At 71.7% G+C, this 20,785-nt stretch carries 18 protein-coding genes and 1 tRNA gene; 4 read left to right on the plus strand and 15 right to left on the minus strand.

All coding sequences use genetic code 11. From position 1 onward, the window contains the following. Positions 1–15: 15 nt before the first annotated feature. The 3 genes from OG429_RS15625 to OG429_RS15635 all read left to right on the plus strand — a co-directional run bounded on the left by OG429_RS15625 (position 16) and on the right by OG429_RS15635 (position 2,473). Positions 16–492 carry an Lrp/AsnC family transcriptional regulator gene (locus tag OG429_RS15625; RefSeq protein WP_328925938.1) on the plus strand — a complete coding sequence of 159 codons (477 nt, stop codon included), beginning with the start codon at positions 16–18 and terminating at the stop codon, positions 490–492. A gap of 86 nt (positions 493–578) precedes the next feature. Continuing rightward, entirely contained in the window at positions 579–1,181 is a 603-nt protein-coding gene (locus tag OG429_RS15630) for an ArsR/SmtB family transcription factor (protein ID WP_328925939.1), read from the plus strand. Continuing rightward, positions 1,178–2,473, plus strand: a complete 1,296-nt coding sequence (locus OG429_RS15635) for an MFS transporter (protein WP_328925940.1) — start codon at positions 1,178–1,180, stop codon at positions 2,471–2,473. The genes OG429_RS15630 and OG429_RS15635 overlap by 4 nt, the downstream gene beginning before the upstream one ends. Here the strand turns inward: OG429_RS15635 and OG429_RS15640 are convergent. From OG429_RS15640 to OG429_RS15665, 6 genes are all read right to left on the minus strand, one after another. After that, positions 2,403–3,200 carry a S16 family serine protease gene (locus tag OG429_RS15640; RefSeq protein ID WP_328925941.1) on the minus strand — a complete coding sequence of 266 codons (798 nt, stop codon included), beginning with the start codon at positions 3,198–3,200 and terminating at the stop codon, positions 2,403–2,405. The two genes, OG429_RS15635 and OG429_RS15640, sit on opposite strands and share 71 nt — an antisense overlap. Before the next feature lie 167 nt (positions 3,201–3,367). Next, positions 3,368–4,009: an IclR family transcriptional regulator gene (locus OG429_RS15645; protein WP_069920456.1), complete on the minus strand. Its 642-nt coding sequence runs from the start codon at positions 4,007–4,009 to the stop codon at positions 3,368–3,370. Between the two features lie 316 nt (positions 4,010–4,325). Beyond that, positions 4,326–6,110, minus strand: coding sequence for a DEAD/DEAH box helicase (locus OG429_RS15650; protein ID WP_328925942.1), 1,785 nt, complete (start codon positions 6,108–6,110; stop codon positions 4,326–4,328). Between the two features lie 136 nt (positions 6,111–6,246). Further along, positions 6,247–6,630 carry a type II toxin-antitoxin system death-on-curing family toxin gene (locus tag OG429_RS15655; protein ID WP_328925943.1) on the minus strand — a complete coding sequence of 128 codons (384 nt, stop codon included), beginning with the start codon at positions 6,628–6,630 and terminating at the stop codon, positions 6,247–6,249. Then, a complete protein-coding gene (locus OG429_RS15660; RefSeq protein WP_215018414.1) occupies positions 6,631–6,828 on the minus strand; it encodes an Arc family DNA-binding protein in 198 nt (65 codons plus the stop codon). A gap of 43 nt (positions 6,829–6,871) precedes the next feature. Next, a complete protein-coding gene (locus OG429_RS15665; RefSeq protein WP_328925944.1) occupies positions 6,872–8,332 on the minus strand; it encodes an MFS transporter in 1,461 nt (486 codons plus the stop codon). Positions 8,333–8,503: 171 nt separating this feature from the next. Here OG429_RS15665 and OG429_RS15670 point away from each other — a divergent pair. After that, a tRNA-Cys gene (locus OG429_RS15670) sits at positions 8,504–8,575 on the plus strand. A 217-nt stretch (positions 8,576–8,792) separates the two neighbouring features. On the opposite strand, the gene OG429_RS15675 is transcribed toward OG429_RS15670, so the two are convergent. The 9 genes from OG429_RS15675 to OG429_RS15715 form a co-directional block, all read right to left on the minus strand. Then, entirely contained in the window at positions 8,793–9,341 is a 549-nt protein-coding gene (locus OG429_RS15675; RefSeq protein ID WP_328925945.1) for a hypothetical protein, read from the minus strand. A 1-nt stretch (position 9,342) separates the two neighbouring features. After that, positions 9,343–11,658, minus strand: a complete 2,316-nt coding sequence (locus OG429_RS15680; RefSeq protein WP_328925946.1) for a hypothetical protein — start codon at positions 11,656–11,658, stop codon at positions 9,343–9,345. A gap of 8 nt (positions 11,659–11,666) precedes the next feature. After that, positions 11,667–12,089, minus strand: a complete 423-nt coding sequence (locus OG429_RS15685; protein WP_328925947.1) for a hypothetical protein — start codon at positions 12,087–12,089, stop codon at positions 11,667–11,669. Between the two features lie 41 nt (positions 12,090–12,130). Next, positions 12,131–13,315, minus strand: a complete 1,185-nt coding sequence (gene mycP / locus OG429_RS15690; RefSeq protein ID WP_328925948.1) for a type VII secretion-associated serine protease mycosin — start codon at positions 13,313–13,315, stop codon at positions 12,131–12,133. A gap of 21 nt (positions 13,316–13,336) precedes the next feature. Next, on the minus strand, positions 13,337–14,755 hold the full coding sequence (locus OG429_RS15695) for a WXG100 family type VII secretion target (RefSeq protein ID WP_328925949.1): 1,419 nt from the start codon (positions 14,753–14,755) through the stop codon (positions 13,337–13,339). Beyond that, entirely contained in the window at positions 14,755–15,228 is a 474-nt protein-coding gene (locus tag OG429_RS15700; protein WP_328925950.1) for a hypothetical protein, read from the minus strand. Before OG429_RS15700 ends, OG429_RS15695 begins: the two co-directional genes overlap by 1 nt. A gap of 222 nt (positions 15,229–15,450) precedes the next feature. After that, a complete protein-coding gene (locus tag OG429_RS15705; protein WP_328930281.1) occupies positions 15,451–17,754 on the minus strand; it encodes a xanthine dehydrogenase family protein molybdopterin-binding subunit in 2,304 nt (767 codons plus the stop codon). Positions 17,755–17,789: 35 nt separating this feature from the next. Further along, entirely contained in the window at positions 17,790–19,802 is a 2,013-nt protein-coding gene (locus tag OG429_RS15710; RefSeq protein WP_328925951.1) for a 2Fe-2S iron-sulfur cluster-binding protein, read from the minus strand. Continuing rightward, positions 19,799–20,689, minus strand: coding sequence for an FAD binding domain-containing protein (locus OG429_RS15715; RefSeq protein ID WP_328925952.1), 891 nt, complete (start codon positions 20,687–20,689; stop codon positions 19,799–19,801). Before OG429_RS15715 ends, OG429_RS15710 begins: the two co-directional genes overlap by 4 nt. Positions 20,690–20,785: the final 96 nt, after the last annotated feature.

Genomic DNA, 20,785 nt, shown 5'->3' on the forward strand with positions numbered 1-20,785 from the left:
CCCCGGAGCGCACTCATGGGAATCGACGACCTCGACGGCCGCTTGATCGTCCTGCTCGCCCGCGAGCCCCGGATCGGGGTGCTGGAGGCCTCGCGCCGCCTGGGGGTGGCGCGCGGGACCGTGCAGGCCCGTCTGGACCGGCTCCAGTCGAACGGGGTCATCCGCGGTTTCGGCCCGCAGGTCGATCCGACGGCCCTCGGGTACCCGGTGACCGCCTTTGCCACGCTGGAGATCAAACAGGGGCAGGGGGCCGACGTACGGGCCCACCTGGACGGGGTGCCGGAGGTGCTGGAGCTGCACACCACCACGGGGCACGGGGACATGCTGTGCCGGCTCGTGGCCCGGTCCAACGCGGATCTCCAGCGGGTGATCGACCTCGTCGTCGGCTTCGACGGCATCGTGCGGGCCTCGACGGCGATCGTCATGGAAAATCCCGTACCCCTGCGGATCATCCCGCTGGTCGAACAGGCCGCCGAGGACGACAACCGCTAGGGCGGGGCGACCCGGAACCGGAGTTACAAAGAAGACGTTGCAAACAAACCGTTGCAGAGACTTCTTTGCAACTCTAGGCTCGGGGCATGTCCGAGACGAACGCAGCGTCCCCCGACCCCTCCGAACCCAACGCACGGGTACTCGACGCCCGCTCCCTGCGGGGCCTCGCCCACCCGCTGCGCATCCGCATGCTGGCCACCCTGCGCCACGACGGGCCGGCCACCGCCTCCCAACTCGCCCAGCGGCTGGGCGAATCCAGCGGGTCCACCAGCTACCACCTGCGCCAGCTCGCCGCGCACGGGTTCGTCGAGGACGCACCCGAGCACGGCAAGGGCCGCGAGCGGTGGTGGAAGGCCACCCACGACGGCACCGTCTTCGACGAGAAGCTGGTCTACGACGAGGACCCGGCCACGCGGGGCGCGGCCGACCTCTTCCGGCACGAGATCGCGACGATCCACACCCAGGAGGTGAGCACCTGGCTCGGCAACGCCCACACCTGGTCGCAGGAGTGGCGGCGCGGCGCGGACATGAGCGACTTCACCCTGCGCCTGACGGCCGCGCAGAGCCTCGAACTGATCCACAGGATGCACGAGCTGGTCAACAGCTACCGCGATCTGCCGACGGAGGAGGGCACGGAGCAGGTCCGCATCCACACCCACGTCCTCCCGCGCGGGGGCGAGACCGCATGAGCCGTCGGCCCCTGACGGCGGTCCTGGCCGCCAACACGATCTCCATAGCCGGAAGTTCGCTCACCCTCATCGGCGTCCCGTGGTTCGTGCTCCAGACCACGGGCAGCGCCGCGCGGGCCGGGGTCGTCGCCTTCTGCGCCACCCTGCCCGTGATCGTGGCGGCCCTCGCCGGCGGGCCCGTCATCGACCGGATCGGCCGCCGCCGGGTCTCCGCAGCCTCCGACCTGATCTGCGCCCTGTCCGTCGGCGCGATCCCGCTGCTGCACCACGCGGGCGTGCTGGAGTTCTGGATGCTGTGCGCGCTGATGGCCGTCGGCGGCCTCGTCCATACCCCGGGCCTGACCGCACGCGCCGTCCTGCTGCCGCACCTCGCCGAGCACGCCGGCACCACGGTGCTGCGGGCCGCCAGCCTCTACGACGCGGTCTCGCGCGGAGCCCGGATGCTCGGGGCCGCGGTGGCCGGCGTACTGATCGCGGCCTTCGGCGCCGAGACGGTACTGCTGCTGGACGCGGCGACCTTCGGGGCGTCGGCCCTGCTGGTCACCGCCTTCCTGCGCGGCATCGCGGCCGCCGAGCCGCAACGCGCGGCGGGGAAGGTGTCGTTCGCGGCCTACCGGGCCGAACTGGCCGAGGGCTGGGCCTTCTTGAGGCGCACGCCGCTACTGCTGGGCATCACCCTGATGGTGATGATGACCAACGGGCTGGACCAGGGCTGGTCCTCGGTGCTGCTGCCCGTGCACGGCCGGGAGGCCCTCGGCGGCCCCGCGGCGCTCGGCCTGATGATCTCGCTCTTCGGCGGCTTCGCGCTGCTGGGCGCCCTGCTGTACGGGGCGTGGGGCGAGCGCTTCCCGCGCAGGGCGGTCTTCGCGGCCGCGTTCCTGATCACCGGGGCGCCCCGCTACGTGACGGCCGCCGTCACGGACACGCCGCTGCCGCTCGCGTTGACGATGGCCCTGTCCGGGCTGGGCGCGGGCATGCTCAACCCGGTCCTGACCACGGTGATCTACGAGCACGTACCGGAGGAGCTGCGCACCCGCGTCTCGGGCGTGACCACGGCGGGCTGTGAGCTGACCATGCCGCTGGGCGGGCTCGCGGCGGGCCTGCTCGTCGACGGGTTCGGCGTGTCGAAGGCGCTGCTGCTGTTCGGCGGCACGTACCTGCTGACCACTCTGTCGCCGCTGGTGTTCCCGGCATGGCGCGGCATGGACCGCGCTCCGTCCGTCAGCACGACGGAGCGGGCTCTCCCCGGTTCAGCGCACGAAGGGCGTTCACCGCATCCGTCAGCGAGGTGACGGGGACCAGCCGGAGCCCCTCGGGGAGTTCCGACCGCGCGTCCGAGCACTCGGCCTTCGGTACGAGGAACACGCTCGCCCCGTCGCGCCGCGCGGCCTGGGTCTTCAGGGCCACCCCGCCGACCGCGCCGACCTTGCCGTCCGCGTCGATGGTGCCCGTACCGGCGATGGTGCGTCCGCCGGTGAGGTCGCCGCCGCTGCCGTCGCCGTCGAGCTTGTCGACGATGCCGAGGGAGAAGAGGAGCCCGGCGCTGGGACCGCCGACGTCGGCGAGGTTCAGGTCGACCTTCACGTCCTTGGGGTCCTTGTGGAGGTAGCCGAGCGCGGCCTGCGCGGCCGCCGACTGGGATTTGGCCATCTCCTCCAGGTTGTGCTCCTCGATCTCCTTGTCGGTTCCGCCCGAGGAGTAGACGGCCTCCTTGGGCAGGACGGCCCGGGAGGTGTCGAACCAGTTGTCGAGGAGTTCGGGGAGGTTCACCGTCGCGGAGGGGCCGGTGGCCTGGATCGTGGTCATGCGGAGCTGGCCCGTGGTCTGCCGGGCCGGGGCGCCGGTGACCTCGATGACGGCCTTGCCGTCCCGCTCGCCCAGCACGTCGGCCGTGAGCCCGGGCTGGGCGATCACGAAGGGCAGAGGCGCGAAGACCGCGACGGCGAACAGCGCGACCACGGGCGCGGCGCAGACGGCCAGGGCGGCGGGACGCGGCAGACGTGTGAGACGAGAGAGCACCCGCCCAATCTAGCTGGCCGCCCCGCGGCGCCACTCAGCCCCGCCGGGCAGTGCGGCCCGGCCGGCCCGGGGCGACGGCTCCCGGCAGCGGCTCCCGGCGACGGCTCCCGCAACGGCGACGCACCCGACGCCGCGCCGGCATCGGGTGACCCGGCCGGGCCCGCGGCTCAGCGAAGGGCGTCCGCGACCTCGCGCGCCGCGTCGACCACCCGCGGACCGACCCGCTCGGGCACGGCGTCGGCCAGCATCACGACCCCGACGCTGCCCTCCAGCCCGGTGATCCCCACGAGCGGCGCGGCGGCGCCACTGGCTCCCGCCTCCAGCTCCCCGTGGGTCAGCGTGTACCCCGGCTCGATCAGCGCGCCCTGACGGGCGGCCAGGATGGCCCGCCCGGCGGCCCCGCGGTCCAGCGGGTGGCGGAAGCCGGCCCGGTAGGCCACGTGGTAGTCCGTCCAGGTCGGCTCGACGACGGCGACGGCGAGCGCCTCGGTGCCGTCGACGAGGGTCAGGTGCGCGGTGGCGCCTATGTCCTCGGCGAGGGACCGCAGCGCGGGCAGGGCGGCCTCGCGTACGAGCGGGTGCACCTGCCGGCCCAGCCTCAGCACTCCGAGCCCGACCCGGGCCCGGCCGCCGAGGTCACGGCGGACCAGGGCGTGCTGCTCCAGGGTGGCGAGAAGCCGGTAGACCACGGTGCGGTTGACACCGAGGCGGTTGGAGAGCTCGGTGACGGTCAGACCGTGGTCGGTGTCGGCGAGCAGTTTGAGGACTCTGAGCCCTCTGTCGAGAGTCTGGGAGGTTTCCGCGGTCACGACGCCTCTCCCTCTTTCGGTGAGCGGCGGTGACTCTCTTGGCGGCACGCCGCCGGTCCCACGGCGGCGCACGGAGAGGCCGCCGGTAGCGGCCATTGCACCGGCTGCGCTCCCGCGGCGGCGCTGCCACGGTGCGTTCGATGCGGGGACATTAGCGAGCAGGTCCGCTCAGCGGAAGGGCTCGTCCAGAATCCGGGCGCACACTACCCCTTTATGCCGTTTCCTGACCGCCCTTGGCGTCGTTTCGTGACCTCGGATCTCCGAGGGGGGCGTACGAAGCTCCGTACGCCCCCCGGCTCACGCCTGTGGGAACAGATCACCGCATACGGGTGGCCCACTCCTGCACCTTCTTGATCCGCTCGCGCAGCTGGCCCGCCGTCGCCTCCGCGCTCGGCGGCCCGCCGCACACCCGGCGCAGCTCCGTGTGGATGACGCCGTGCGGCTTGCCGCTCTGGTGGACGTACGCGCCCACCATCGTGTTCAGCGACTTGCGCAGCTCCAGCAGTTCCTTGTGCGAGACCACGGGCCGCCGGTCGGCCGGCAGCTCCAGCAGGTCCGCGTCCGCGTCGGGCTTGCGCCGGCTGTGCGCGATCTGCCGCGACTGGCGCTTCTGCAGCAGCATCTGCACCTGGTCCGGCTCCAGCAGCCCGGGGATGCCGAGGTAGTCCTGCTCCTCCTCGCTGCCCGGGTGCGCCTGCATGCCGAATTCGGCGCCGTCGTAGAGGACCCGGTCGAAGACCGCGTCGGACTCCAGCGCCTCGAAGGACATCTGCTCGTCCTCGCCGGTGTCCTCGTCCTCCTGCCGGTTCGCCTCGTCCATCTCCTTCTCGGACTCGGCGTACGGGTCCTCCTCGCCCTGCTTCTTCGGCTTGTCGAGGACGTGGTCGCGCTCGACCTCCATCTCGTTCGCGAAGCCGAGGAGGTAGGGGATGGTCGGAAGGAACACGGACGCGGTCTCGCCACGCCTGCGGGATCGCACGAAGCGCCCGACGGCCTGGGCGAAGAACAGCGGGGTCGAAATGGTCGTGGCGTACACCCCGACGGCCAGTCTGGGCACGTCGACGCCCTCGGACACCATCCGGACCGCGACCATCCAGCGGCTGCCGTCCGCGCTGAACTCGTCGATCCGCTTGGACGCGCCGGTGTCGTCGGAGAGCACCACGGTCGCCTTGCTGCCCGTGATCTCCCTCAGCAGCTTGGCGTACGCGCGCGCCGAGTCCTGGTCGGAGGCGATGACGAGGCCGCCCGCGTCCGGGATGCCCTTCCTGACCTCCGTCAGCCGCTGGTCGGCGGCGCGCAGCACGTTCGGCATCCAGTCGCCGCGCGGGTCCAGGGCCGTACGCCAGGCCTGCGAGATGGCGTCCTTGGTCATCGGCTCGCCGAGCCGGGCGGCGATCTCGTCGCCCGCCTTCGTCCGCCAGCGCATGTTCCCGCTGTAGGAGAGGAAGATGACGGGCCGGACGACTCCGTCGCCGAGCGCGTTCCCGTACCCGTAGGTGTAGTCGGCGGACGACCGCCGGATCCCGTCGTTGCCCTCTTCGTAGGTCACGAAGGGAATGGGGTTGGTGTCGGACCGGAAGGGCGTGCCCGTCAGGGCCAGGCGCCGGGTCGCCGGGTCGAAAGCCTCCAGGCAGGCCTCGCCCCAGGACTTCGAGTCGCCGGCGTGGTGGATCTCGTCGAGGATCACCAGGGTCTTGCGCTGCTCGCAGCGGTTGCGGTGCAGCATGGGCCGCACGCCGACACCCGCGTACGTGACGGCGACGCCGTGGTAGTCCTTGCTGAGCGGCCCGGCGGAGTACTCGGGATCCAGCCGGATGCCTATCCGTGCCGCCGCCTCCGCCCACTGCTTCTTCAGGTGCTCGGTCGGTGCGACCACCGTCACCTGCTGGACGACGTGGTGGTGCAGCAGCCAGGACGCGAGGGTCAGCGCGAAGGTGGTCTTTCCGGCGCCGGGCGTGGCGACCGCGAGGAAGTCCCGCGGCTGGGTCTGGATGTAGCGGTCCAGCGCCCCCTGCTGCCAGGCACGCAGCGCGCTGGCGGTACCCCAGGGGGCACGGCCGGGGAAGGCGGGTGAGAGGTGGTGGGAGGCGGTAGTAGTCACGGTCTCCGGTTCGGGCTCTCGGCGTACTCGCGTACTGGTACGGGCAGTCGTACGTAGGACAACCGGGCCACCTTACCGGGACGGGCCCGCCCCTCGCGGAGGGACAGGCCCGTGACCTCGGCGGGTGCGGCGAGCGTCACATCGCTTCGTGGAGTTCCCGCAATCTCCGCGCGATCTGCGCCACGTCCTCCAGGCTGCCGACGGCCACCTCGATCACCAGCTTGTACGACTCGTCCTGATCGACGTCGACCATTTCGGTCCCATTGAAGTCGAGGAACACGACCGTGCACATCCACGCCATGCGCTTGTTGCCGTCCACCAGCGGATGGTTCACCGCGAGGGACTGGAGCAGCGCGCCGGCCTTCTCGAACAGGTCCGTGTACGCCTCGACGCCGAACATCTGGGACTGCGGCCGGTGCGCGGCGGAGCTGAGCAGGCCCAGATCGCGCACCGCGACCTGCTGTCCGCCCATGGCAAGCTCCGCCAGGTCAAGGGCTTCCTGGACGGTCAGGTACTTCACTTACTCCCCCAGGCGGCGCAGCAGGTCGGCGTGGCTCTTCGCGTACTTCTCACCCAGCCGGCGGACGGTCTCGCGGTCCGCCTCCTGTTCGAGGTAGCGGTCGATCGCCTGGAGCACGATGGCGTGCATGCTGCGACCCTCCTCCTCGGCACGGAGCTTGAGGGCCTCTTGCTGGTCGTCGCGGAGACGCAGGTTCATCGCCATACCAAAACGGTACCACTCGGATGGGGTCACTGTGGTACTACTTTCCGACCGGGCCGTCCAGCCGGGTCGCCACCCACGCCCCCACCAGCGCCACGCAGGCCATCGGCAGGAACACCACCACGAACGCGGCCGGGTGCGAGGCGGCCGCGCCGTCCGCGGCAACAGTGTGCGCCGCCCCCACCGCTCCCCCGCCCAGCGCGGCGAACGCCGCCCCGCCACCGGCCAGCAGCACCACGTTGGCCAGCGCGTCCGAGATCTGCAGCGCGGCGGAGTTCGCCCCCGCCTCCTCCGGCGCCGACAGCTTCAGCAGCAGCACGCTCGTCGAGCCGATGACGAGCCCCATCCCCAGGCACCCCACGGCCCAGGCCAGAGCCAGCGTCCACACCGGCACCGATTCGATCAGCACGGCCGGCGCGGCCGCGATGGCGACGGCCACCATCACCATCCCGCCGACCATCAGCCGCTCCCGGTACGGAGCCATCCGCCCCTTCGACTGCACCCACGAGCCGCCCGCCCAGGTCAGCCCGCCCAGCGCGAGCGAGAAGCCGGCCAGCGTCGGGCTCAGCCCCCTCTGGGTGACCAGCATCAGCGGCACGAAGCTCTCCGCCGCGATGAACGACCCCGCGGCCACCCCGCGCAGCAGCACCACCGACGGCAGCCCGCGCCGCGCCAGGTAGGTGCCGCGCGGCAGCAGTCCCAGCACGGCGGGCACCAGCAGGGCCACGCCCGCCGCGCCCGGGAGCAGCGACAGCCACCGCAGGTCCTGGGCGGCGTACTGCAGCAGCCCGGCGCCGACGGAGATACCGAGGGCCAGCCGGATCCGGCGCCGGTCGAACGCCACCGGCGGCGCGCCCGGGTCCACCGGCCCCGACGCGGTCCGCCGTATCGCGGGCAGCGCGATGACGAGCGGTACGACGACGAGGGCGGGTATCCCGAGGAAGACCCACCGCCACCCGAGGTGTTCGGTGACCGTGCCGGAGGCGAGCGGGCCGACGATGGAGGGGACCACCCAGCTGGCGGCGAAGGCCGCCATGATCGCGGGGCGCAGCTGCTCCTCGTAGGCGCGGCTGACGACCACGTACAGGGCGACGATGACGAGCCCGCCGCCGAAGCCCTGTATCGCCCGGCCGAGGACGAAGACCCACATGGTGCCGGCGGTTCCGGCGACCACGAGCCCCGTGGCGAACGAGGCGATCCCGACGGTCAGCGGCCGCAGCGGCCCCTGACGGTCGGCCCACTGGCCGGACAGGACCATGCCGAAGAGGCTGGTCGTGAAGTAGGCGGAGAAGGCGAAGGCGTAGAGCCCGATCCCGTCCAGCTCCCGCGCGGCGACGGGCATGGCCGTGCCCACGGCGGTGGCCTCGAAGGCGATCAGGAAGATGACGGAGATGATCCCGATGCTGAGCGTCCGGTACGCGGGTCCGAGGATGCCGGCGCGCGACGGTGGCGGGGGGACGGGTGCGGTCTTCTCGGGCACGCGGGGTTCGAGGGCGCTCATCGCCCCAGAGTAAGAGGCGTCCCCCGGTTTGGTCCCTGTCAATTCGGCGGATCCCGCCTCGGCCGCCGGACCTAGGTCCATGAACGCGGCATGGCAGTCGTGTTGCGGCCGCCGCGCAGCCCTTCCGGGGCCCCGCGGCCCCCCGTACGGTCGTGCACATCACCACCCCGCAGCCGTGTGCCCGAGTGGTTGAGGGACTCGCCTGCAAAGCGGGTTACGCGGGTTCGATTCCCGCCACGGCTTCGAGGCGAAGGCCGCTCAGGACTCCTGAGCGGCCTTCTCGCTGCCGTCCGGCAGTACCCGGCCCGCGCCGTACGTCGCGGCTTCGGGAAGGCAGAGCCCCATCGTTGGCACCACTGTCGATCACCGCGACGTGCCACCCTCGTGCGTGCTGATCTTTCAGAAGCCATCGGCCTTCACGGCGCCGGGTGCCACCGCTCGGATCGCACCCCGTCCACGGTCAGGAACCGCACGTGAGTTGCTTGGTCGCGAACGCGTAGTACTGCTTCATCAGCCCGGTGAAGTAGGGACGCGGATCCTCGGGCACGCCCGGGAGCGATCCGTTGTCGAGGCTGAGCTCCACCTCGAACGTGGCGTCCCCCCGCTTGCACGTGAGGGCGACCACGGCCCCGTCGTCCCAGACCAGTCCCTTGTTGCCCATGTCGAGCTTGTCGGGGTGCTGCTTCTCCTGGGTGTCCCAGAAGAAGTCCTGCCCCGGACCGAGCCGCCAGGCACCCGCGTGGAACCTGATGTCGCCGTCGACGTACAGCGTGCAGGACGTCTTCTTGTTGTCCTGCGGGAGGTCGAACGCGGCGGGGGAATCGTCCCGGACCTTCTGGCCGCTGCCGGTCACCGGTCCGAGGTCCTTCCCCGAGAACGCACCTGTGCTGCCCCAGCAGACACGATCCGGCAGCACCGCCGCCGCCTGCTCGGACTCCCCGGAGCAGGCGGACAGCAGCAGCACGGCGGACGCGAGGCCGATGACGAAGGAGTATTTGCGGCAGGCCATCTCAGGACTTTCCCTTCCCCGAAGCCATGTGGTCCCGGCCGACCGAGTGGGCGATTCCGGTTTCCTTCGAGGCCACACCGGCGAGGTCGTTGATGTCGGTTTCGCTCATGCCGGAACCTCGCGCCGCGTTGTGCACCGCGGTTGCCGCATTCTCGCTGGCCGCCTTCTCCGCCTTCGCGTAGTCGGCCGCCACGCCCTTCTCCGTCTCGCCCATCTTGTCGGCGGCGTCCTTCTTCGCCCCGTCGACGACCGCTTCGGTGATGTCTTCCTGTAGCCATTCCAGGGCGTCTCCGGCCAGCGGAACCATCTCCAGGTACTTGCCGCCGACCGCGCCGATGCCCCGGTTGATCCACTTGGCGCCGTCCTCGACGCCCTTCACGTACTCCTCGTTCGTGTGGGCGGCCTCGCCGAAGGTGCCCTGAGCACGGGCTTCCGAAAGGATGCCCGCGATCTGGCCGCCGGGGTTGACCGCGTTCGCCACCGCGGCGTCCATCTCGTTGTGATCGGCGCGATGCGCGAGGAGGTCGCTGACCAGAGCCGTGGTGTACGTCTGCGAGGCATTGGTGATGGCACCGTACGCCTCGGGATCCTGGCCGACCGCCCCCAGGAACCGGGCCATGTTGGACTTCTCGAACTCCGCCTGCACGCCGAAGATCTTGTTCTGCTGGCCGCCGTTCTCGGCGGCGGCCTGGAGGTCCGGGATGTATTCCGCCGCCATGTTGCCGAGGTGCCCGGCCATGGGGCCCAGACGCGGCTTCTTGTCCTCGTCTTCCGGGTCCTGCGCCACCAGCGACGGGTCGTCGCCGACCTTCTGGACGACGTCTTCCATGATCGCCGCCATTTCCTTGGTGTGCGGAACGGGCTTCGCGTCCTCGTCGCCCGGCACCCGGCCCGAGACGGCCGCCTCGAGCGCGCCGCCGAGCGCCTCCTGGGCCGGCAGCGCGTCGCCGTACGGGTGGCCGGGGGCCTGGTCGAAGGCGTCGGCCCACGACTCCTTGTCCAGCATGTAGTCGACCATGCCCCGGGCCTTGCCGTGCTCTCCGTCCACCACCTTGTCGGCCAGGGTGACGATGCCGTCGCCGTTGCTGTCCTGGCGGACCGGCTCGGTGAAGAAGGCCGTCGCCGCGTCCGGGTTGTGGGACATCGCGTCCATCAGGCCCGTCAGCGGGTAGAAGCCCCGGCTGCCGTCCTTGCCCTGGCTGAGCACCGTCTTCGGGTCGTACGGGGACCCGTGCTCCCAGGCCTTGGGGTTCTCGCGGTCGAACGCGACCATGTCCCGGCCGACCGAGGTCAGGAAGTCCTTGTCGTACTTGCCCTCGTGGAGCAGCGCGCCCAGCGCCTGGTAACCGTAGATCTTGCTGGTCAGATCACCGGTGACCTGCATCTCCTTGCGGCCGGCCTTCATCAGGTCGGTCGTCCACGCCGCATCCAGGTGGTTCGGCGAGTCCTTCTGCGTGGCGAGCCCCAGCATCGCGCCCATGTCGTTCTGGATGTTGCCGACCATCGCCAGGCGGTCCTTGCCCGCATCGCCCAGGGTCGACGCGTCGATGGACAGCTTCGCGTACGCCTCAAGCGTGCCTTCGGGGCCGAGCTTGCGGTAGAAGTCCGTCGAGAAGTCGGCGTCGTTGCGGTTGTCGTCGAGCAGGTCCTCCAGCTCGCGCAGCGCCTCGGGGTTGCGGGCCACGCCGCCCGGCTCCTTGCTGAGTTTCTTCATCAGCTCGGCCGCCCGGTCGGCCTGTTCGCCGTCCAGGGTGGTGTACTTCGGCGCGGTGAAGTCGTGGTCGTCCGAGACGTTGGCGCGCAGTGCGCGGGCGAGTGAGTCGTCGGCGTCCGCGCAGTCCTCGACGAGCCGGTCCACCTTCGCCTGCCAGGCCTTCCGGTTCTCCTCCTGTTTGCGCTTGAACTCGGGGTAGTCCGGGTCGTGCCGGGCCGCGAACTCGGTCTTCGGGTCCATCGGAACGGCGGATACCTTGCCCGCCGCGTCCACCCGGAACCCGGCGGCCGGGGCCTCCTCGTCGGCCGCCTTCTTCAGGGCGTCCCGGGCCGTCTTGATGGTGGTGTGGCCGTCGCTGAGGAGCTGGTGGACGCCCTTGGCCTCCTTGGCCGCGTCCTCGAACTCCTTGGCCGTCTTGTCGACGAACCCCCGCCCCACGCTGGCGGTGACCCCGCTCCACTCGGCCTTGTCGGCCTTGGCCTTCATCCCGTTGCGCGCCGCTTCGGCGAGCTCGTCCAGCTTGTCGACGAGCGCCTTCCAGTCGGTGACTGCCGTCTGGAGCTTGTCCAGCGGGGCGTTCATCACGTTCTCGTACGTCAGCATGCGGGCGCCTACTTGAGGTATTTGTCGAGCGCGGAAACGGTGAAGTCGGCGTGGAGCTCCTGCTCGTCCTTGGCGTGGGAGTTGAGCGAGTAGTTCAGCCCGTTGGAGATGTTGGCGCAGGCGGACACGAGGGTCTTCACCTGGCTCTCCCAGGTGGTGTTGACCTTGAGCAGTGCCGCCCCGCTCGCGAAGCTCTCCTTCGTGAGCGCGCCCGCGGCCTCGGCGGTGGCGGTGGCGGCGTGCTTGCCGTCGGTCAGCAGACGGGTGTGCAGCTTGTACGCCTCGGAGCCGATGGCGCCGATGTGGTCCTGGTTGAGATCGAGGTCGCCGCCACCACCGCCACCGGGTTCCACGGGTACGTGGTTGAGCCGCATGGAAGCGTTGGCGGCGGCCGTGGCACGCGCCGCCGACCATTCCTCGTCGAACGACATCGCGTAGAACTCCCCTGTCAGATCCGGTAGTGGTTCAGCGGTCAGCGGCTGTTACGGCGCACCACGACGGCGGTGACGGCTCCGCCGATCAGCAGGCAGGCTCCCAGACCGAGGCCGATCCAGGGAAGCAGGCTGCCGTCCTTCTTCTCCTCGGCCTGCGGCACCGGCTTCGGCGCCGCCGACTCGGGAGCCTTGCCGTCCGGGGAGGCCGAGGGCTTGTTGGACGCGTCCGCCGCCGCGAGGTCGGGCAGCGGGTAGACGTCCGCCGGGCCGGGGTCGCCGGGGGTGGGCACCGCGATGCGGGGGCGGACGACGCCGTAGCCGACGAAGTCGTTGCGCTGCGAGCCGTCGACGGGCTTTCCGGCGGTGTTCAGGAGGACCCGGAGCACCTGGTTGTTGGTCCAGTCGGGGTGGGCGGACCAGAGGAGGGCTGCGGAGGCGGAGGCGAGGGCGGAGGCGTCACTGGTGCCGTGGGTCTTGCACAGCCCCGTCTTGCCCTTGCATGCAGTAACGATGTCGATGCCCGGCGCCGACAGGTCGATCTGCGCGCCGTGCTGCGACTCCTTGGTCGGTTCACCATTGACGTCCACCGCGCCCACTCCCACAACTCCAGGCGTCGCAGCGGGATAGTTGATCTCGTTGGTCGAGTCCCCGGAGTTACCCGCAGCGGCGAAAATCAGTTTGCCCTTCGAGAGTGCATACTTCACCGCTGCTGCCCGCTCTCGATCAGCCTCGGGATTGCCGGACCTACCTTGAGAAATGTTGATGATCTTGGCATCCGAGTCCGCTGCGTAGCGGATGGCTGCAACCCACGCCGGGGTCGTGTCATCCTCCAGCATGTCTGGCACGCGGATCGGGAGGATTTTGGCGCCGGGTGCAAGCCCGAAAGCTCCATCACCACTCGGGTGTTTTCCGGTTCCGGCGATCATTGCAGCCATGCCAGTACCGTGACCGAAGTAGTCGTTGTCTCTGCCGCCCTCGGCATCACCAACAGGGAAGGCTTTGCCCGGAAGGACCTGCCCTTCGAGTTCCGGGATCTGGTTGACACCGGTGTCGATCACCGCAACGGTGATGCCCTTACCCGTGCTGATCTTCCAGATGTCGTCGGCCTTCATCGAGTCGAGATGCCATTGCTGCGATCGAATCGTTTCCGCGTGGGCCGGGGTCGCGGCGACCCCGGCCAGCAGCAGACCCACCAGGGCCGAGGTCGCCTTACGCATGCGCATCCCGTGCAATGTCCGTTCTGCTCAGTCGATCACTGGCGGAACAACACGACGGTTGCCCTGCCAGGTCTCTTCGTCCTCGGCCAGGTAGTCGGGGCGTTCGCCCGCGTGGTCATCGCGTCGGCTGCCCGGAGTGCGCGCACCGGCGCCCATGCCACCGGCGTTGTTGCGCACGAGGCCCGAGCCGCCCTGGGTGAACGGCGTCGAGCGGCCACCCGTCGCAGGCTGACGCCCGCCGACGATACCTCCCGGCTCCGAGGCCAGCCGACGGCCGGTCGGCGAACCAACCTGGCCTCCGTGCGGACCACCGACGCCGTGACCCATACCGCCGCCCATCATGCCGCGGCCGGCCTGCGTGCCTTCGGTGCCGATGACCGTGCCACGCGGGATGCCCGAGCTGGGGCCGGTGGAAGTCACCTGGCGGCCGCCCATGATCCCGGTGTCCCGCGGGGGCAGGCCCGGCATACCAAGCTTGCCGAGAGGACCGCTCGTGCCCGGGATCGGGCCACTAGGGGGGAAGCCGACGGGTCCGATGCCGGGGATCGCCTTCAACCCGCCGAACGGCGGCGGAGGCACAGACGGGACGAGGTTTACGGGGTTGGGACCGCTGGGGCCCGTGGGCAGCGGGCCGACGGGCGTGGTCGTCGGAGGCAAGGTCGGATTCGGAAGCGTGGTGACGGTGTCGAGGTCCACGTCCACGTTGCGGTCCGGAGTCACCGGCACAGACGGCATCGTCGTTGTCGGGACGGTGTTATCCGACTGCGGCGGATGCCCGGGAACCCAACCGGGTTCGTTCGCAGAGCCACTGCTGCCGGGTGCCGACGATGCGTACGACGAGCTCCCCGAATAGTTCCCCGGACCGGAACTGCCGCCCGGGCGAGCCATATCCTCTCCGCCGTAGTAGTCCGACGGCACGAACACTTGCGGCGGGGCCGGGAAAGTCGGGATCACCGCCTTGTCCATCTCCCCCGACGACAAGTTGTACGACTGAGAGAGCTTCCTCAGCGCGTCCACCGCCGCCGTGTGGTCCCCGCTCAGCTTTGACCAAGCCTCTTGGCCCATCTGCTGCGCATCCGGCTCATTGTGGTACTTCCGCGCGGTCGCGAGATCTTCCTTGAGCTTGGCCTCTGCCCCAGCGTCGTACGTGGGCATGTGGATCTCGGACATGGTCTGGGCAGCCAAGGTCATCCAGTGACCGCCCGTGGCGCTGAAGTCGGCCAGCACCAGCGTTGCGCTGCCCGCCTTGTTCACCCACTCCTGGAAGGCAACGGCTGCCTCACCCTCCCAGTCCTTGACCTTGTGGTCCTTGAGCTTCTGCCCGATCTCCTTGATGGCCTTGGCCGCTTCGGTGAGCTGCGTACCCCGCTGCGACACCGTCTTGGAGTCGAGCGAAGCGACCATCGCGGCGAGCTGCGCGTGCGAGTATCCCTCGAATTCCGTCATCAGATCACAGCGCCCTTCTTCGCTCCGCCGTTGACGCTCGGGGTGTTCGGCACACCGCCCGTCTTGTCCGCGTACGGATCACGCTTCCGGACGTAGTTCTCGCGGGCATCCTTGGCGATGGCCGCCATGCGCCGCCTCGTCTCCTCGTCCACGTCGCCGAAGCCCTTGCCCCCCGTCAGGATCGCGATGCCCAGGGCCTCGATCTGGTCCGCGAGGCCCTTCGACAGCTTCTGCAGCTCCGCGTGAACGGTGTTGTACGACTTGAAGAGGGCGTCGGCCTCCGGGAAGCCCGTGCCCAGCACACCCGCCGGCAGCGTGCCGTGGGACAGCTTCCCGTGCTGTGCCGGAGACTCCTCCAGCGACGTCAGGAGGCCGTCCACCAGGTTCTTGTAGTCCTTCAGCGAGTCGTACTCGATCCGCAGTGCCGCGGCCTTCGCCTGCGCGTCGGCCTGCGCCCGGATCGCGTCCGCCAAACCCGCCGTAGGGCCTGCTCCGAACAGACCTGAACCGTTCTCCGCTGCCACGATGGCCTCCCCGACTCCCCGTCTCCCCGCGGTCGCGGCCTGAGTTGGCGCCGCTCCCCGTCCCCGTTCGCACCCGTTCGCACGCGCGCGTGCACAATCTCACCGATCACTCTAGCGACCGGCACCGACACCCCCAAGTCCGGGGTTGCACGTGCAATGCGGGTCACACGGTCACGAGTTGGGCGCCGCGACCGCCGCCGAGGGGCGGATCGGGAGCCTGTTCACCGGGCGGCCCGTGGCCGACCGGACCGCCGAGGCCACCGCCGCCGGAGTCGTCACCACAGGAATCGCGCTCGCCGCCTTCGCGCCGAAGGGGGCCACCACGTCGCGTTCCTCGACCAGTTTGACGATGCGCACCGCCGGGGCGTCCAGCGACGTCGGCAGGGCGTAGCCCGTCAGGTCGGGGTGGCGGACCAGGCCGGAGACCGTGCGGAGGTTCTCCGTCAGGGCCGCGCCCACGCCCTGGGTCACGCCCGCTTCGATACGGGCCGCCAGCTGACGGGGGTTGAGGATGCGGCCCACGTCCTGGGCCACGGCCAGTTCGACCACGCGCACCGAGCCCAGCTCGATGTCCACGTCCACCACCGCGCGGATCGCGCAGAACGCGAGGCCCACGAACGCGTCGCCCTGGCCGTCCCCGTCCAGGGGTTCCGTCGGGTGGGGGCGGCACTGGGCCGTCGCCCAGAGTTCCTTGCCCTCCATCGCCTCCGTGACCGTCGTGGAGAACGCGCCGTCGTACGACGTGATCCGGCCGTCCGCGATCTGGAGGAGTTCCGTGGACATGCCGAGCTTGTGCGCCATCGGCTGGAGGAGCTGCGTGCGGACCATCTTCGCCGCCCGCTCCACCGCGCCGCCCGACACCCACGTGTGGCGGCCGTGCGCCGACGGGCCGGCCGGAGGCTGGTCGGTGTCGACCGGAGCCGTCGTCACCTCGTCGACGCCCAGGACCTCCTGGACGATCTGACGGGCCAGCGTGGCGAAGCCCTGGCCCGTGTCGACCGCCGCGCAGATGACCGTCGCCACGCCGTTGACCACCTTCACGGTGGCCGTGGCGACCTCGTCGGTGCCCTCCGCGCCCAGCATGTGCACCATGCCGACGCCGTAGCCGACCCCGCGCCGCACCGCGCCCGGCTCACCGGCGCCCTCCGGGCCGCCCGGCAGCAGCCACTCGTCCTCCGGGGTGTCCTTCGGGAGGGACGGCAGCTCGAAGTCGCGGACCGCGCGCAGGAGTTCCGCCACCGGAGCCGGGCAGGTCACCGTCTGGCCCGTGGGGAGCAGGTCGCCGGTCGCCAGGACGTTGCGCATGCGGAGTTCCGCGCCGTCGATGCCGAGCGCGGCGGCCAGTTTGTCCATCTGGCCCTCGTACGCCGCGCACACCTGCATGGCGCCCTCGCCGCGTACGTGGCCCGACGGCGGGTTGTTCGTACGGACCGCCCAGCCCTCGACGAAGGCGTGCGGGACGACGTACGGGCCGCAGGCGAAGGCCACCGCCGCCGCGAGGGATTCCGAGGACGAGTCCGCGTACGCGCCCGCGTCCATCAGGATCTGGGCCTCGACCTTGACCAGCCGGCCCTCCGCGTCCGCGTGGTGGCGGTAGCGCAGCAGGGTCGGGTGCCGGTGGGTGTGGCCGAGGAAGGACTCCTCGCGGGTCGCGGCCAGCTTGACGGGGCAGCCCGTGCGCAGGGCGAGGAGGCCGAGGGGGAGCTGGAACGCCGCGTCCTCGCGGTCGGCCGTCGCGCCCGGGACTCCGGTGACCACGACGCGCACGCGGTCCGGTTCGAGGCCGAAGCAGGCCGCCGCCAGGTCGCGGTCGGTGTGCGGGTCGGTGGAGGCGGTGTACAGCTCGACGCCGCCGTCGGGCCGCGGCACGGCCAGCCCGGCCTCGGCGCCGATGGGCGCGGGGTCTTGGCGGCCGATCCGGTACAGGCCCTCGACGACGACCTCGCCGGTGGCCTCCGGGTCGCCGTAGCGGAGCGGGATGTGCCGGATCAGGTTGCCGTCGGGGTGCAGGGCGGGCGCGCCGAAGGCCTGCTCGGGGTCGGTCACCGGGTCCAGCAGCTCGTACTCGACGGCGATCGCGGCCGCGGCGAGCCGTGCCGTGTCCGGGTGGTCGGCGGCGACGGCGGCGATGGGCTCGCCATGGTGGCGGACGACGTCGTGCGCGAAGACCGGCCGGTCGGCGATGCGGCGGCCGTGCGTGGTGGCGCCGGGGACGTCGGCGTGGGTGACGACGGCGCGCACGCCGGGCATCTCCGCGGCGGCCGAGGTGTCGATGGAGAGGATCCGGGCGTGGGCGTGCGGGGACCGCAGCACGGCGGCCCACAGGAGGCCCTCGGCCCACAGGTCGGCGGCGTAGGGGAAGGTGCCCTCGGTCTTGGCGCGGGTGTCGGCGGCCGGAACGGAGGCTCCGATTCCGCGCGGTACCTGGTGCTCCGGGGCCTCGGGGGCGGCCGAGGCCGTGACCGTGGCGTTCATGGTCGTCGTCGTGGCCGTCGCCGCGTCCTGCGCGCTCACACCGTGCCTCCGTGGTGGATGCCGCCCTCGCCGGGCTGTGCCTGATGCGGAATGCGCGGCTCAGGGAATCCCTGAGCCGGCACCTGACCGGCGTGCTCGGCAGCCGCCGAAGCCGCCGCCGACGCCGTCGCCTCGCGCTCGGCCACGACCTCGCGCACGGCGTCGACGACCCCCGCGTAGCCGGAGCAGCGGCACAGGTTGCCGCACAGCGCCTGACGGGTCTCCAGCTCGCTGGGGGCGTGATTGCCCTCCAGCAGGTCGTGGATGGTCATGGCCATGCCCGGCACGCAGAATCCGCACTGCACCGCACCCGACCTGCACAACGCCTGCTGCACGTCCGAGAGTTCCCCGTTGGTCGCGAGACCCTCGACGGTACGGACCTCGCTCCCGGCGGCCGTCGCGGCCGGCACCAGGCAGGAGGCGACGAGCCGGCCGTCGACCTTCACCGCGCAGGCGCCGCATTCGCCCTGCGAGCAGCCGTCCTTGGCGCCGGCCAGGCCGAGGCGCTCGCGCAGCACGTAGAGCAGGGACTCGCCGATCCAGGCTCCGGTGACGGGCCGGTCGGCGCCGTTGACGCGCAGGACGTAGGAAGCCTGCGGGTGCTCGTGATGGGCGACGGCCTCGGCCGCCGCTGCGTCTTCTTCGTACGTCGGCCCCCCGGCCGGGAAACCTTCGGCGGTGTCCTCGGTCGGCGGTGCCACAGCGGTGTCGGCGGTGTCGCCGGTCGGCGTGGGCCCGGTCGGGATCCCGGCCGGTGCCGGGTCGGCTCCGGTGAAGCCGTGCCCGTCCGTGTCGGCCGGCTCCGCGCCGGCCCGCTCCCCCTCGGCCTCGGGCCCCGCCTCGGGCCCAGGCCCTGCCTCGGCCTCAACCTCGGCCTCGGGTGCCGCCTGCGGCTCGTGCCCGAATGCCGCGAAGCCCCGCCCATCACTGCCGACGGGCTCAGCGGCCTGCTCGAACGGCACGTGCTCGGCTGCCACGTGCTCGGACGCCGCAGGCTCGAACGGCACGGGCTCGGGCACCACGTGCTCGGACGCGACAGGCTCGAACGGCGCGGGCTCGGACGCCACGGGTTCCGCGGCCGCCGCGGCCCGCGATCCGCCGAAGAGGTCCAGGCCGTCCGCGGCCGCCGGCCGCTCCGCCGCCTCGGCCACCGGGTGCGGCCGCTCCCCCTCGACCGGCATCGCCGCCGCACCGTGCGTGGCCTCGATGTCGTGCGGGGCCGGGCGCACCGGCTCGCCCGCCTCCGGGAGCGGGGTGCCCACACCGGGGCCGCCCAGCACGCGCGGCCCGCGCGGCGGGGCGCCGACCCCGGGCCCGCCGAGCAGCCGCCCGGCGGCCGCCGTGCCAGCGGCCGCCGCGGCCGAAGCAGCGGCCGCCTCGTCCGTACCCGGCAAGGTCCCCTGGTCCTGCTGCAGCGCCGCGAAGTCGGGGTGGTTCGCCCACGGGGCCGGGGCCCCGCCCGGCAGCGTCGCAGGAGCCTGGCTCCAGTCGGCGTCCAGCGCGCTCTGCCGGAAGTCGGCGGGCTGCCCGGCGGAGTCCGCCACGGCCCACTGCCCGGTCGCCGCGTCCTCGTCCGGGAAGCGCCACTCCGCCGTCGCCCCCGGATCGGGCTCCGGCTCCGGCTCCGCGAACGCCGCGGCCACCGACGCCGGGATCGGGATCGACGCCGGGATCGGCCCGCCGACCGGCGCCGGGGCGTGGGCCTGGGCGGGCGCCGAAGCCGGATCCGAGGTCCCGGCCTCCGGCCACTGCACCGGAATCGTCCACGTACCCGTGGCAGCCGGATCCGTGGTGGCCGAGCCCAGCGGCACGATCATCGGCGGCGGCACGTACCCGTGCCCGGGCGCGGCGAGGGGCTCCCCCGTGCCGAGCGCGTCCAGCATGTCCTGTGGCAGCTTGACGAAGGCCGTCGCGTCGGAGTCGTACTCGCCGCCCTGCGGGACCGGTTCCCAGCCCCAGCCCGCCGTACCGTTCCCCTGGGTCACGTTCTCGTTCTCGTTCTCGCTCATGAGGTCAGTGCCCTCCCGAGGGCCCTGCGCGCCAGCACGGCCACCGTCCGCCGCAGATGCAGTACACCGGGGGCCACCGGTTCGCCCTGGTCGGGCACGCAGGCGGCCGCGACGTACTCGCCGAAGGCATCCAGTGCCTCGGGGGCCAGGGTCCGCTCCCCGTCCCAGTCGATCAACGAGGCCACCCACTGTTCGGCCTCCAGCGGCCGAAGCGGCATCGGGGCCACCGCGCCGATCGCGCAGCGCACACCCCGGCGCGCGGGGTCCAGTACGAGCCCCACGGACGCCACCGCGCGCCCCGGCCCGGTACGCCCCGTCGCCTTGAGGAACACCTGGGGCGCGTGCAGCAGCGGCACCCGGACGAAGCCGATCAGGTCGCCGGGGCTCAGCATCTCGCGGCCGGCCAGCAGGTGGGACACGGGGATCTCGCGCGACCCGTCCGGGCCGACGATGACGAGTACGGCCTCCAGCGCGGCCAGCACGGGCAGGGCGTCACCCGTGGGCGCGGCGCTGGCGATGTTCCCGCCGAGGGTGCCCGCGTTGCGGATCTGCGGGGGACCGGCGGCGCGCGCGGCGGCCGCCAGCGCGGGGATCAGAGCGGCGAAATCCGGCCGCCCCATCCGCGCGTGGGTCAGCCCGGCGCCGAGCAGCGCGTGCCCGTCCTGGTACTGCCAGCCGCGGATCTCGTTGATCCGCCCGAGGCCCACCAGCGCGGCGGGTCGCAGCAGTCCGGCGTTGACGGCGGCCATGAGGTCGGTGCCGCCGGCCACGGGCACGGCGGCGGGCATGGCGGTGAGCGCCGCCACGGCCTCGTCGAGCGAGGTCGGCAGCGTCACGGACTGCGCCGACTGCGGCCCCTGAACTGAATGCGGTGCGTGCGTGGTCAACCCAGCTGCCCCTTCCCGATGTCCCGGTCACGGCGCTCACGCCTGTCCGCCGTACGGTACGTCCTCACCGCCGGGACGTGGCAACTCTGGCACATC

Source organism: Streptomyces sp. NBC_00190 (assembly GCF_036203305.1).
In the GTDB taxonomy this organism is placed as follows: domain Bacteria; phylum Actinomycetota; class Actinomycetes; order Streptomycetales; family Streptomycetaceae; genus Streptomyces.